Raw genomic sequence first — 14,032 nt, 5'->3', positions numbered from 1 at the left:
CAGAGGCGCATCATCACAACGCTGATTAAGACCTATGTCACGCCAAGCTTACTAACAGCCGATCGCAGCGCAAATCCTGGCACGGTAAGCTGAATTGGCTGCACTTTCTGGTGCAGCAGGCGCCCTTTGTGATGGGCATTCCATCACATAGTTCGCAGCCACGCCTCGATTGACACAATTGGACACATCCCAACCGGGAGGAATGTCGTTGAGATCCACTTGTTGCCATTTAGAATGGCCATTTTGGCGCAGCTCTGAAAACCGAGTCAAAACCGTATGCGCCACATCAGAAACAGCTCTACAACTGGCACGGTGGTAGCCGTTGCGACGCGGCTCGTACTCAAAAGTCATCAAGACCGCTTTGACCGCCACCGCGGGAATTGCGCCCTCTTGAAAAGGATAGGTCTGTGCAGGAATCACCGTTGGCACATAGACGGACTGCAAAACGGGGTCTTCAATGGGCACGAGGTGAAAGCGCTCAGGATCGATCTGACCGTTCAGAAAGATCTTGGTTGGCACCCCAGCAACATAGAAAAATGCATCAAGCTCCCCCGCCAGCAATTGCGCCATCGATTCATCGGGGCCGATTTTTCGCAGCTCTCCGGCATCTATGCCCAACAAGTCCAGAAACAAGGATGCGGTAAGAAAGGTCCCGCTATCCTCAACGCCGATCGCAATACGCTTGCCATTTAGATCGGATGCAGACGCGATCTCACGCGTCGCAATCAGATGCACCTCCTCGTTATAAAGTGGAAATGCTATACGAACGCCGGCGATGGCTCTCGCAATACCACTGTCGCTGGCCGAATAGGTTTTTAGATATTCAAGCACATCACTTTGGACGATCCCGAACTGCGTAGCGCGTCGCGTTCGAACGCCCAGAAAATTCTCCAACGAACCGGCACTCTCTCGCACATTCAAGGTCTGTCCGCATTCCGACAGCAAATTTGCAATATCTTGGCCAAACTGAATGTATGTGCCTGTCGGCCCGCCGGTAAGAATGTTCTTCTCAAACTCTTGTGCGGAAAGCGGCGACACTTTGCCCACCAAAAGAAGCGAAGCACATAGAACCTGAAACGCAAATACCTCTAAAAACTTCATTTTAACCCCTAAAAAACGTACCAATTAACTCAACACCGCCCAAGACTGCGCACCAGCGACAGCAAAGTTTGTCGATTGATGACGTCCATCACCGTTTCAAGGGCCTCATGGACACACATCCCCTCCTGCAAAACCGCCTGAAGTTTCGCAAGATCTTCCGAACGAAGCACTTCCAAGCCAGGGGCTTGGCGCAAAGCTGAGGTAACCAGGCTGGCGGGTTTGGAAATGCCGTACGCGGCAGGTCCGGATGATGGCACCGGAGGGATCTCGGGAGCGGGCGCAGGCACAGTCTGCATCGAAGCCTTCAACTCCTCCAATTCGGCTTTGGCACCTTCAATCCGGCTATAAACTGCTGCAAGCGTATCTTCCGCCTTAACTTGCTCTAGCTCCAGATCGAGAAGGACTTCCCTCTTCAATCGCTCTTCTGCGGCCAGCTGCGCCCTCGCTTCCCCAACGGAGCTGACAGCAGCACTGGCTTCAAAGGCCATCTCACTCGCCATTTTTTCAGCGGCAAGCAAATCCAGATTGGCCGCGACGAGCTGTTGACTTGCGCGCTCCAAACGATCCTGAACATCAACATATTCAGCCCTCGCGACCTTTAAATCCGTTTGGAGAGCCTCGATCTCGATGATCAGACTATCTTTGCTTGCACCTACACTTTCGAGGTCAAGGTGGGCCGCGGACTGTAATGCGGCAAGTTCTGAGACCTGCTGCTGCAAATCTTGCTTTTGGCTTTCCAACCTTTGCATTTCAGCCTCAGCATGCTTTTGAAATTGACCGAGCTTGTTTTGACGATCCAGAAATTCAGAATTTAGCAAGGCAAGCCCTTCTGACTTCTCGCGCTTACGCACCTCTAAAGCCTCGTGCTCTCTTCGCAGTTGCTCGATCAAACCCTGTCGCTCAAATATCTCCGCGCGCGCCTGTTCAAGCTCTGCTCTCAGCGTCGCCGCCTCACTCCTAAGCTTGTCTGAGGTTTCTTTAATAGCGGGTTCAACAAGCGTGTCCGCCTCTGCTGAAACAGCGCTCTGAGCATTCTCTTCTTGCGCACTGACCGGTTCGAACAAAAACACAAACGAAAGGGCCGCAAGCATCAATTTAACCGAGTGACCCACAACCATCACCTGACGCTAACTAGCTAAATAAGCGTTAGTATCATTTAGACACGGTTCAAAATCAAGGCGCTGCTGATTTTGGGACCAAAAGATCAAAACAAATCTCTCGTGTTTGCAGCGCGTTTTTTGGTTTCTCGTCGCATGCGAATAACTGGATACCCGCAAAGCCCGTCCAAGCGGTCAAAAAGCCTACCCACTATTTCGTGCCAATGGGTGATCACCAAATATACGTGCATTTTGCAGAAAATCGGACTGGACGCGTAGATGTGCTTCGCCGCCAATCTGCAGTTCAGATGCGGTCTCTCTAGCGGCTAACACCGACAGTCACCCCTCTCGTCCGAGCGGGAGAAAAGCGATCACATGAATGGGAGGCAAACTTCAGCGCTAGAGCGGGAAAACCACCCAAGTGGCGGAGGAGGTGTCCGAAAAACAAATACACCATACCCCTGATAACAATCAATTAAATTGAATTTCAAGTATTTCATACCACATAAGGTACCACTCAGAGTACTCCTGCGGTAGAGCTTTCGGACTTAGTGACAGACCAAACCGAGATAGAGGATCAGTTCATTTGTTTGGCTTGATTATGCGGCATGCGGCCAGTCAAGCACACGATGCACTTCGAATTTCATGCGCCCAATCTGTCATCGCTAGCTTAGAATTGCTTGTGATCGCCTGAAATAGACAATCCCTAGTGTGGGGATGTTGTGGCTCTGAAGACTACACTTTCTAGAAGATGGATCAGTAAATGCCATCTAGGTCCAGATCGTGTCACCTACAACCGAATGACATTGGGCGAAATAACATACGCTATCTACTTGGCAATGTCGACCTATATGTCTGCTCCGGCGGAGCGATCGCCTTATCCCTGCGCGTGCGGGGAACGCTGCCATAGCCAGTTAGCGCCTACGGCTGGTATCGGTTTATCCCCGCGTGTGCGGGGAACACGCATCCGCATCCGTGGCCGGACCCCTCATCCCCGGTTCATCCCCGCGTGTGCGGGGAACACGGCGGCGCGTCCGGCGGCAACGACGGTTTCCCCGGTTCATCCCCGCGTGTGCGGGGAACACTTACCAAAAATTGACTACAAGGTTTCTATCACCGGTTCATCCCCGCGTGTGCGGGGAACACTCCCTCCTAAGTGCCGCGATCTGCTGGTGCGTCGGTTCATCCCCGCGTGTGCGGGGAACACGTTGCCGGTCACATCGACGGCCACGCTTTGATCGGTTCATCCCCGCGTGTGCGGGGAACACTAAGCGCGCGGAATGGTGTAGGACACACGGTCCGGTTCATCCCCGCGTGTGCGGGGAACACGTTTACACGCCTGCTGCCAACGCGCATGGCTCCGGTTCATCCCCGCGTGTGCGGGGAACACGGAACTCATTGTAATTGCTCCCAAAACGGCCACGGTTCATCCCCGCGTGTGCGGGGAACACTAATAGCGCAGATTGCGGGGGAGTTCGTCGCGCGGTTCATCCCCGCGTGTGCGGGGAACACTGGCTGAAAGTCATTGATATTGTTAAACTTCACCCTCGGTCAAAAATCTACCAACTTTTTTGTGCTGTAAACACCCGAGAAACCCTCGGCCCTAAACACCTTTAAACAGGCGCCTGCGGGATTAACCGTTTTCGGGATTTTCACCTTTCGGGGCGGCGAATTGCACCAAGGTCATGCCGTCGAACTCAACAGGCATGCGGCGGTTCTGGCCAACGGTGCGGAAGCTGTAGCCCTGATCATTGGGCGCAGCCCAGGCCATAACGGCGTCCCCTTCGTCGATGCCTGCCTCCAGCTGTTCCCAGATCCGTTCGCGGGTGCGCGCCGAGTAGCGCCCCACATAGACACCGGCTCGAATCTCAAGCAGCCAGACCCCCAGCCGACCGCGCAGGCGCGGTGGGGCATTGCTAACCACGATGACCAGCATCACCACCTGCCTTGGGTTCTGGAAGTGCCGGGGCCTGCCCTTCCGGGGCGGGATCGGGTTTGGGCAGATCGCCTGCGGTCAGGATTTCTTCGATTGTTGGGATGATTTCAGCCAGCAGGCCGGATTTTCGGAACTCATCCCGGCAGGCCTGACGCACAGCACGTTCCGGTGCCATGTCCAGCTGGCCTTTCTGCGCTTTGGCGGCGATGCGAAAGGCGATGGGCACCACCACCTCCAGCTTCCACAGATCTGCCACGTCATAGACAAAACTAAGCGGTTTGCCGCGGTGCAAAAACCCGATGGCGGGCGCGTAACCAGCGGCCAGAACTGCGGCTTCTGACAGCCCATGCAGACAGGCGGTGGCCGACGACAGGCAGCGGTTGGGCAAGTCTGCCGCGTCCCAGTTGCCGGGATCATAGCGGCGGTGTTTCCACGATAGACCAAATTTCCGCGCCAGCAGCTCATAGCCGTGCTTCACCCGCTGCCCCTCAATGCCGCGCAGCTGATCAACGGAGCGTTTGGCGGGCGGCTCTTCACCGAAACGACGAGTAAACATCGCGCGCACGACCCGCAAGCGGGCCTGCTCATCCAAAGCCAGAGCTGCTTGCCACAGCAGCTTGTCCGCCCGCGCGCCCCCCGGTTGCCCAGCAGAGTAGAGCCGCACCCCGCCCTCGCCCACCCAGGTGATCAGCGTGCCCGCCTGCGCCGCAAGCCCAACAGCAGCATGGCTGATGCGCACGCCCGGTTCCAGCATCAGACAGGCAAGCCCACCCACCGGGATCACTGTGCGGGTGCCTTCAGCATCTATGGCGACAAAGGCGCTGTCTTTTACGTCAATGCGAGCACGTTCCACAAATAGCATCGCCGCCCGTTCCTTGAGCGGGATCGGGCGGGCGAGGGGCAGCGGATCAACCATCGACCTCAGCCATCTGCACTGTAGCGCGGGACACGGCGGATCAGCATCAGACCGCAGCCAAAGGCCTTGGCGCGGCCAAAGCCACTGGCGAGCGCTGGCACAAAGGCGGCCGGATCGGTCACTTCCATCACGCCTGACAGATCGAGGATACCGTGGGTCATCTCGTGCCCTCTGCCTGTGCGGCCATTGCCACGCGGCACCCGCAGGACACGATAGTCCTCAACCACGGTCTGACAGGGCGCAAAGCCTTTTAACGCGCCCTGCCGTGCCAGCCAGCTTTCACCAGCCGCTTGCGCCTTTTGCATACGCTGCGCGGCACGGTCTTCCTTGGGCGTCTCCTTGAGCAGATCCATAACCAAATCCACCCGGCGGCTTTTGCCGCGCCGCGCTTCAGGGCTCATGCGGCTGACCGCCGCCTGAGCCTTGGTCGCATTGGCTCTGAGTGCAAATGCCAGTCGATCGCCCACCCGCAGATCCGGCTCAAACGCTTTGACCTCTGGCGGGGTGAACAGATCATTGCCCAAAGGCGGCCGCGCCGATAGCGTAAAAAACTGCCCCCGCCCGTCAGCGCGCCACAGGAAATCCCGTGGCCGATCAGCCGCATCACCAAACAAGGTCCAGATCAGCCGATGATGGGCATCGGTTCGGGCATTTTCATCGCGTGGATCCAAGAGCCCCGCGAGCGCCCGCGTTGGGGCATAGCGGTTCAGTGTCAGGCGAGAGAGGTAGAGGCTCATGCGTTGCTCTCCCCCTCGCTATGGCTGTGATTCACCTGCGACACATAGGCCGTGCGTGGGCCGAAATGCCATGCCTCACGGTCAAGCGGCTGATCCCAAAGCGTTTCGGCGATAGCACCAGCTGTCGGTTGATCAGAAATAACGCGTCGCAGCGACATCGGAGGCAGCCAATCGGGCAGCTGCGCCGCTGACAGCGCCTCCACCACGTTTTCGGCTACAACCATAATCGGAGCCATCGGGGCTGCCAGCGGACAGGACTTGCGCCCCAGATAGGGGGTAAATAACGGTTGCCGCATAGCGGCAATCATCCTATCCGCATCCTCTCCGTCCCAGATCGCCACCACAAAGACACAGTCCATCCGATAATCACGCCGGGTGATCACCGCGTTATCACTTGGCTTTAGCGCACGCAGGGCGTCTGCACGGGTGGCCGGGGCTTTGATGTTGGCGGAAGGCACGGTCTGCACTGTGTGAAAATCCTGCAGGGGGGGGCCGTCATTCAGCACACCGACCGCGGTCTGCCAGCGATCAAGCGCCCGCTGACCCGCGTCATCATCGCGTCGGATGCCCAGCGCCGCGCCCAGAAGGCCCAGAAGCGCAGACCGGCCCGGCGCTGCATCAGAGCCGCGCCGCTCATGCCCCGCCAGCCCGCCAAAGCTGCCCATCGGCGCCACGAGGGAAAAGACGATATAGTCAATCATCCGTTCAATCCGCCGCCGCAGCGCTCACCTGCGCGCGCACAAAGGCCTTCACCTCTGAGAGCGATCCTTCCCCGCGGGTCACGTCCATAATACAGCCTGCATCCGCGCAAGCGCCATAGGCCCTATCCATCGCCTCCGCCGTCGTGGTCATCGCCGCCACAGAGGCCGCCATCAAATCGCCCTCATGCTCCGGCAAGGCCTGCACGGGTTTAAAGAACGCACCTGCGAGACTGCGCGGCTGCTGGGGACCGGCCTCGACACGGATGTGGCTTGCGCGGGTCTGATGGCCGAAGCTGTTGCGCTTGCCCGATGGGGTCGCGGTTGCCAGCGCCTCGGCCAAAGCCTCAGCCGCGCGGGCCGCCAATTCGCCGTCCCCTTCGAGGTTTTCCAAGAGGAGCGCGGTATCAATACAGGCATAAAGGTAAAACACCCCCGACCCGAAACCAGCATCGCCAACAAAGCCAGCCCCCGCATCTTCGTCTGCGGTTTTCAGGTCATCCACGGCGGTGTAAAAATCATCCTCCACTCGCGCCTGATGGGTGGTCATTGCATGGCTCACCTGCACCGCCGCCTCGCGGTTATACTCGGGACTATCGGCCAGCATCCGGCCAAACATGGCGATATCCGCGGCCCCGTCCGCCGCTTGCAGCAACATCTTTTTCAGCTCTTTATCCTTGGGCAAGGCTTCGCCCGCCAGCGCCTTCTGCGCAAGTTCAATCGCCATCGCGCGTTCCTTCGGCGACACAAAGGCCAACTGCTTGATCCGCACATGCCCCTTCTTCTCGGCTTCCGCGTCCAGCTTCCCAAAGACAGCAGCAATCTCCTTGGCGATGGAGCGAGCGGCCTTTTCCTCAGCACCCTCGGCTGTCAGCGTGGCCTCCACGACCTCCCCCAGACGCTGGGTACGCTCACCCAGATGGCCCGAAAGCGACTGTTGCATCACGTCGGAAATGCGCGCGGCCCGTTTCAACGCCTGACTGGAAATCCGCAACCGCGGAGCCCCACCGAAGAGCGCCGATTTCGGCCGCCCCTGATCGTCGCGGTTTGGGTTCGAGAGCGGGTAAATCGTCAGGTAATGCAGTTGGATAAAACGGCTCATACGCCCGTCTCCTCAATGGTCTTGTCATTTGTATCTTTAGAAAAGTGCGGCGCGGCCTCTGCGGCGCCGTAATAGTCAAAGCACCAATTCGCGCGTATGCGGTCATTCCACCAGTAAAGGTCGCGCGCCAGAGCGCTGACATCGGCGACATTGTTGACCTGCGCAAGTGCACGACGCAGCTGTTGCGCAAGATCCAACGCGCCTGCATCATCGGTGGTCGCAGCCCCGGTGCGGATCAAACGGTCAAACCGCAGATGGCTAAGGGCCGGTGAATCCCCCTGCCCCAAGGCCCGCGCCAAACCTCGGCCCTTACTGCGCACCTGCGCCAACACCATGACGATCAGCGCAAGCCGCTGCGGCTGAGTGCGCAGATCAAACCCTGCCTTTGCAAGGCGTTGATGCAAACGGTGCGTGGCTGGGTGGGTCAGAACCTCGACCAACGTAGAGGCCCGGCGCAACTGCGCTGCCTCTGCCCGCATCCGGCCAAGATCTGCAGCCGTCAACTCGGCCCACCAGCCGTAACAGATGCTGCCGATATCCTGTGGCGCACTCATAATGCCACCTCCTGCTTCTTACCCCGTTTCGGTCGTTCCAAATTCAACGCGTCGTAGATTTTCTTGCCCATGCCCGCATGGCCGCTGAACGCCGCCAGCAGGCTGCGCCGCGCCCCGACAGCCGCCTGCCTTCGCGTTTCCGACAGATCCGCCAGCCCCGGCATAACCTCTGCGTCAAACAAACCCAGCGCCATCCTGCGACAGATTGCCAGCCAATCCGACGCAACACTGCTGCCCTGCCCCTCACTGATCCGGTTTAACATCTCCTCAAACGGGGCCTGCGTATCGGCAAAGAACTGTTCGCGCACCCGCGCGCCTGCGCCGGTGGTGATCTCGCCTTCGCCAACACCGTCTTTGACGTTCAGTGCCAACACGTAGCCCGCATGCTCTGCCGCCTCCACCAAAGCGGCCGCCTGCGCTTCGCCTGCGCGGTCCAGCGGGAACACCGGTGCCTCTGACCACAAGAAATCGAGCGCCTTTGCCTGTCCCTTCTTCATCGCCCAGCCAGCAACGATCAGATCACATCTTTGCCCAGGGCGTTTAGTCAAATAGCGCTGTAGCGCGGGTACTCTAATGTGTTCACTCTCAAGGAATATCACACCCTTCCAGTTTCGATAACCGAATGTTCCGACCTCAGTTTTGAGAGAGCTTTTCCCGCCTTTAGTAAACCTGTAGGGTGTTAATGGATGAACCCATTCAACGTAATTAGTACCGTACGGCCGTTGAATGACGCCTGCGATCTTATATGAACCTAGCACGTCGACAGCAGTTAACCGTATCCGCCGTGGCATCCCAAAAAAAACCTCTGGGTGCAAACCGACCCCTTCCGGCTGTGTCCAAGTTTCTCCTTGCGCTGAGCTACGGGATGGTCCCATCCAAGGTAGTTCTTCAATGTAGTCCGGGGGAAGTGCGTCGCCTTCTGGAACATTTGCCCAAACTAACTCCCACAACGATAGGAATGCTGGCCTGACCAAGGTCACAAGAGGACCGCCGCCTCTTATCGACGTACGCAAGCCTTTTCCACCACCTGAAGCATAAATCTGCAATGCATATAGAGAAATTGCCGCGAGTGCGGGCGAAAGTTCCCGATACCGATCCCGCTTCACCATTAAGTCAGAATTCTTAAGTTGGGAATTGTTCCCCGGATCATCCAAAAAGAGAATTTCAACCGGTTTCTCTTCACCTTCTAGCACCTCCAAGTCCTGCAAGAACCGCGGCCCGTCTCCCAAGAGGTTAAACGCCGGTGCCAGTGGTGCCAGTGCTGCACGCAGCCGGTCCGGGTCGGGCTGACGTGTGGTCCAGTCGTCAGGATCGGACGGCGGGTCAGCCAGGAACACAAGTCCAATCAGCAACTCAAGACAGGCAAGGTTGAGGTCTGCGCGAGGCCAGTCGGATGAGAGGACATCAAGATCAGCAATCTGATCCGGCCTGATCACATCCCGACTACCATCGCGACGACGCACGGGAATCCACGGATCCGTAATAAGGTTAAGCAATACACACCTATAGAATTAATACGCGAACATTAGTGCTCGCATAAGGTGCAGGTCAACCGCCGAAAATCATCCCCAATTCACGATCATAGCGCAAGCCCTCGCAGATCTTCCCATCTGCGCTCAATGGGGCCAGATAGGTATGTTTTCCGCGCGCCTCGGACCAGTTCGATTTGACCGCTGCGATCGACGGCAGCGATTGATCCGGGAAGTCTGTCAGAGCGTCGAATTTGACCACTGAAATCGACACCTCACTCAGTGCCCAGCCATCTTGCACCGCTCCAGCCAGCGGCGACAGACCGTCGGGCCCTTGGACAGCCAGCGCCAGCGTCACCTGCGGCACGCCAAGGCGCGTGGGAAACACTTCTTCATCCCAGACCTTGGCCATGGCCTTCTGTTGAAACCCGTCGTGGGTGTCGATTACCGCATTGCGCGCAATGCCCCGTTCGGCGCGGCCCTGGCCCTCTTTCTCAATCTCAGCCTTAGCCAAAACCTCTGGCAGAGGCAGGGGATCCGCGCCCTCGGCAGCCTCTATCAATGGACGCAGACCTGCGGGTTCCGAAATTTCCCCCGCCTGAAACAGCGCCTTCGCTGCGCGCCAGCTATCAGGTAGCTGATAGGTATAAGCACCCCGGTCCAGGACACGATGTAGCCAACGCACATCCGGCACGTCGTCAGGGTCAGGAGAAAGAACCTGCAGGCATGGCCCGCCAATGGGCCGCGCCAGCGCAGGTCGCACCTCCATATGGCGCCAAAGTCGACCGGCGCGCTGGATCATTGCACCAATAGGAGCCAGATCGGAAATCATTAGGTCGAAATCTAGATCAAGGCTCTGCTCTACCACTTGTGTCGCCACCAGAACCTGCCCGGCGCGTCGCGCCTGCGTGGCTGCGGGGCCAAAACGATCGCGCAACATCGCTTCTTTCGCCAACCGGTCACACAGCGCAAAGCGGGCGTGAAGCAGGTCCGCCTCAACCCCTGCATCTTGCAGGGCATCCACAGCAGCGATCGCATCATCCACCGCGTTACGGATCCAGATGCAAGCGGCCCCTTGGGCCTGCGCAACCTTGATCCGCCCCACCGCTTCGCCCATTGTTGCGATCCTCTCCACTCCAACGTTGCGGCTGCGCGCGGGTTCGACAGCTGTCACCTGAACCGCATTGGCAATAGTGGTAAGAGCCGGGTAAGGTGCCACAGCTCCTGACGGTATCGCGCTTGATCGGCCTCCCCAAGGGCTGAGTTTAGGTTTCAATCCTCGCTGAAATGCCGCTTGAAACGCCTGCTTCTTTACCCCCGGCAGGGTGGCGGTCATCACAATTGCCGACCCGCCCAAACGTGCTTGCATTTGCAGCAGACGCTCAAGCTGTGCCTGCATGTAAGGATCGTAGTCGTGCGCCTCATCCACAATCAGTATGCGTTGAGACAATGCCCGCAGGCGCAACCCATTGAACCGTGTTGGCAACACGCCCAGCAGCGCCTGATCCACGGTCCCAACCCCCATATCAGCCATCAGCACCCGACGGCGATCATCCCCAAGCCAACGGCCACAGTGCGGACCATCCTCTGTATTACTGCCATCGCGGGCGCAAATTTCACGAAACGCCTCAGACAGATGCGCCCGCCCGTGAGAAAGCGCCAGCGTGGGCCTGTCGTCAAAAAGGTGCTCAGCCGCACTTTCCAGACGTGGCAGCATGGCATTGGCAGTAGCCATGGTCGGCAGCGCAAAGAACAACCCCGCCCCCTTGCTCGCCTGCATCATCCGATGAGCGAGGATCAACGCCCCTTCTGTCTTGCCCGCGCCGGTGCTGTCTTCGAGAATCATCAGCGTGGGACCATCAGGGAGTGAGTTAGAGAGTGCAGCCTGCTGCAAGGGTCGTGGCGCATAATCACCCAACAAGGGAGCGGAGCTCCGGCGCAACGGCTCTGCTCCAAATAGGCCCGCTGCGGAAATGGCTCGCCGCGCCTGATCCTGCGCCCGTTTCCAATATTGTTCCAATGTCAGCTCCGGAGAAGCAGGTGCGAACCAGTCGGGGTTCGACCCAATCCAATCCGCCTGCACGGTCAGCCCGTTCAAATGCCAGCTGAGCGCACGTGCCGCTGGCAGGTCCAGCCCGTCCAGCGTCGCTTGAGGAAACAACCCAAGGGTCAACGCCAAAATCTGATGCGCATCCATACAGGCCTTAGCACCAATTTCAGCCCGCTGCTGGCTCAGTTTGTCCGGCGCAAGCCCAGCGCGGGGCCCACCGTGATGGCCAACGATCGCTTCGACCAGGACCTTACGCGTTGCCTCAGTTCCCCCAAAATGATCAGCCAACAACGGATCCAGGCGCCATAGATGATCACCACTGTGTTCCCAATGCCGGTAGCGTTGCGGCCTCCCATCCTGCAACATGGCGCGGAACGAAGCGCTCACCTTGCCCAGATCATGCAGCGCGATCAACGCCGCCAAAGCCTGATCACCAGCAGGCCCTAGTAACGGCATTTTCTCCAGCAGAACTCGCGCTACTGCGCCAACATCTAGCATATGCCAGAGAGCCGGATGTATATCAGGGAGCGATTTTCCGGGCCACTCTCGGGTAAGTCTGGCCACGTCATTACGATTAAGATGCATTCACTACCCGTTCGTAATCCTAGTGTAAAAACCTTGCATCATTACACTAAATCAATCCTAGACTTAACCCAAATCGCAAAAAGCTATTCTCGCGAGAGAATTACCCAGATTCGGACGTGGTGAGCCCTCCACCGAAGAGATCCGCCTCTATAGCTGGGAGAGAGAGGGTCACTAGAAAGGGCTACCTACATAGTTACGCCCTTTTTTGAAAGCTCTTCAAAGACCCCGTCGACCAACGCGATCTTTTGTTCATCGGTCAGACACCTCAAGACACTCACCTTTGTCTCCGTGATCTCCTCGAACAATTCTGTGCGCTCGTCATCGCCAATGGTGCCATAATGCCTCTGCGTTGTCGTCTCGCTATCATGCCCCATGTTTTGAGACCACGCCCGCCGCTGACGCTCTGTGAGGGATCTAAGGTCCCGTTCGGCTGCCAAAGTATCTTTGACAGAATGCGGGTTGTATTTCACAGCTTTGTCGCGGCAAGCGACCGCAAAGGCATTTGATACGGCGGCCTTAGAGGCCATGGGCTCTATCGGCGCGCGATTGGGATCTTTGAGATCCGTGCGGTGTTGCAGATCGTTCAAACTGGGGAACAGCGCGTCCTGCCCTGACAAGCCTTTATTTTCCAGAATTTCGCACCAATCCTTTACCGTGTTTGCAAACAGCTCAGGAATTGGAAACCAGTCAATCTTAAGGCTCTTGCCGTTTTTGGTCCGAGATTCATTCGCATCCTGCAAGATTTTTTTGTTGTGCACGTCGAAGTGACATATCCGCAGAGAGGTAACTGTATCCGCTCGCAAAGCACCCAGATATGCAATCGCCACCATCGCGCGTGCGCGTTTGTCTGCGAGTGTCACTGAAGACATACCCTGCAAAAGCGCCTCAGCCTCCTGGATATTGGGGTAGGTTTTGTCCTTTGACGGCAGCGCCTTCGCGTAGACCGATTTTGGCATTCTCATATAGTTCGGTAGATCACGCGGTAAACGCTTAAAGCCCTCCTGGATGATCAACCATTTCAGAAAAGCAATGATCTGTGAGGAGTGATGTGACACCGTCGACCGAGATTTTCGCGCAGGCCCACGTGCCGCAATGGCGTCTTTGAGCGCATCGCGCACCATGTTTACATCTCGACTGGTCAGCTTCTCAAAAGGTTTACCATCAAGAACATCCTCAAAAAGGCGAATGGCAGCTAGATGCTGATCCATAGTCGACTCAACAAGGCAACCTCCGTGAACCTGCCAGTCGTAAAGTAGGCGATCATTAATACCATACCATGGACGTGCAAGTTTTTCCTCGGAACTACAAATACCACCGCGATCTACCCTCATTCCTTCGCGTAACGAGTCCACGGTGGTATTTGGATCGGCCAGCAGCGCAAAAACCTCCAAATCGGCCTCGGAAACGAATTTACGAATGTGCCCGCTGCACTCCGAACAGACACCCATACCCATCGGGGCGCCATTCTTAGCTGGCCTGACCTCCAGAGATTCAACTTCAGGAAACACTGCGGATTTGCAAACGCCGCACTTGAATTCACCAAAGAGAAGCTTTGTCTTTGTGCGATCCCGTCGAGCCTTTAGAAACTCCATTACGCGCCCGCCACGAAACAGATATGGGCGCTTGCCGTCAGAGTCTTTGAGGCCAGCTTTGACCCAATTGGAAATGGTGTTGGCGCTCACGTCAAAGATGCGCTGGAGATCTGCGCCAGAATAGACGCGATTTTTCTTGAGCTTTATACCCGTGTATGACCGGCTCATCGCATTCTACCAATCTCGCTGCGCCCA

General features: G+C 57.4%; 11 protein-coding genes and 1 CRISPR repeat array. All 11 genes read right to left on the bottom strand.

Annotated features, from left to right (window positions below; all coding sequences use genetic code 11):
- Positions 1-51 precede the first annotated feature (51 nt).
- Positions 52-1,101 (bottom strand): TAXI family TRAP transporter solute-binding subunit, encoded by a 1,050-nt coding sequence (locus J7412_RS10870; RefSeq protein WP_209078652.1) that lies wholly within the window; start codon positions 1,099-1,101, stop codon positions 52-54.
- Between the two features lie 29 nt (positions 1,102-1,130).
- Complete coding sequence (locus tag J7412_RS10865; protein ID WP_209078651.1) at positions 1,131-2,213, bottom strand: hypothetical protein; 1,083 nt, start codon at positions 2,211-2,213, stop codon at positions 1,131-1,133.
- An 858-nt stretch (positions 2,214-3,071) separates the two neighbouring features.
- A CRISPR array of direct repeats spans positions 3,072-3,710; the repeat unit is 29 nt; unit sequence CGGTTCATCCCCGCGTGTGCGGGGAACAC.
- Positions 3,711-3,831: 121 nt separating this feature from the next.
- Positions 3,832-4,134: a type I-E CRISPR-associated endoribonuclease Cas2e gene (gene cas2e, locus J7412_RS10860; protein WP_209078650.1), complete on the bottom strand. Its 303-nt coding sequence runs from the start codon at positions 4,132-4,134 to the stop codon at positions 3,832-3,834.
- Positions 4,115-5,050, bottom strand: a complete 936-nt coding sequence (gene cas1e / locus J7412_RS10855) for a type I-E CRISPR-associated endonuclease Cas1e (RefSeq protein ID WP_209078649.1) — start codon at positions 5,048-5,050, stop codon at positions 4,115-4,117. The genes cas2e and cas1e overlap by 20 nt, the downstream gene beginning before the upstream one ends.
- Positions 5,051-5,055: 5 nt before the next feature.
- Positions 5,056-5,787 carry a type I-E CRISPR-associated protein Cas6/Cse3/CasE gene (cas6e, locus tag J7412_RS10850; RefSeq protein WP_209078648.1) on the bottom strand — a complete coding sequence of 244 codons (732 nt, stop codon included), beginning with the start codon at positions 5,785-5,787 and terminating at the stop codon, positions 5,056-5,058.
- Positions 5,784-6,488, bottom strand: coding sequence for a type I-E CRISPR-associated protein Cas5/CasD (gene cas5e / locus J7412_RS10845; RefSeq protein ID WP_209078647.1), 705 nt, complete (start codon positions 6,486-6,488; stop codon positions 5,784-5,786). Before cas5e ends, cas6e begins: the two co-directional genes overlap by 4 nt.
- Positions 6,489-6,492: 4 nt before the next feature.
- Entirely contained in the window at positions 6,493-7,587 is a 1,095-nt protein-coding gene (gene cas7e / locus J7412_RS10840; protein ID WP_209078646.1) for a type I-E CRISPR-associated protein Cas7/Cse4/CasC, read from the bottom strand.
- Positions 7,584-8,141, bottom strand: coding sequence for a type I-E CRISPR-associated protein Cse2/CasB (casB, locus tag J7412_RS10835; RefSeq protein WP_209078645.1), 558 nt, complete (start codon positions 8,139-8,141; stop codon positions 7,584-7,586). The genes cas7e and casB overlap by 4 nt, the downstream gene beginning before the upstream one ends.
- Positions 8,138-9,637: a type I-E CRISPR-associated protein Cse1/CasA gene (gene casA, locus J7412_RS10830; RefSeq protein ID WP_209078644.1), complete on the bottom strand. Its 1,500-nt coding sequence runs from the start codon at positions 9,635-9,637 to the stop codon at positions 8,138-8,140. The genes casB and casA overlap by 4 nt, the downstream gene beginning before the upstream one ends.
- Positions 9,638-9,689: 52 nt before the next feature.
- The gene (gene cas3 / locus J7412_RS10825; RefSeq protein WP_209078643.1) at positions 9,690-12,245 is read right to left on the bottom strand and encodes a CRISPR-associated helicase Cas3'; all 2,556 of its coding nucleotides are present in this window, start codon (positions 12,243-12,245) and stop codon (positions 9,690-9,692) included.
- 185 nt (positions 12,246-12,430) lie between these two features.
- Complete coding sequence (locus J7412_RS10820) at positions 12,431-14,005, bottom strand: site-specific integrase (RefSeq protein ID WP_209078642.1); 1,575 nt, start codon at positions 14,003-14,005, stop codon at positions 12,431-12,433.
- Positions 14,006-14,032 lie beyond the last annotated feature (27 nt).

Source organism: Shimia sp. R9_3, from assembly GCF_017743755.1.
Lineage (GTDB): Bacteria > Pseudomonadota > Alphaproteobacteria > Rhodobacterales > Rhodobacteraceae > Shimia.
Note: the sequence above shows the minus strand (reverse complement) of the source record. Positions and strands in the feature narration are given on the sequence as shown.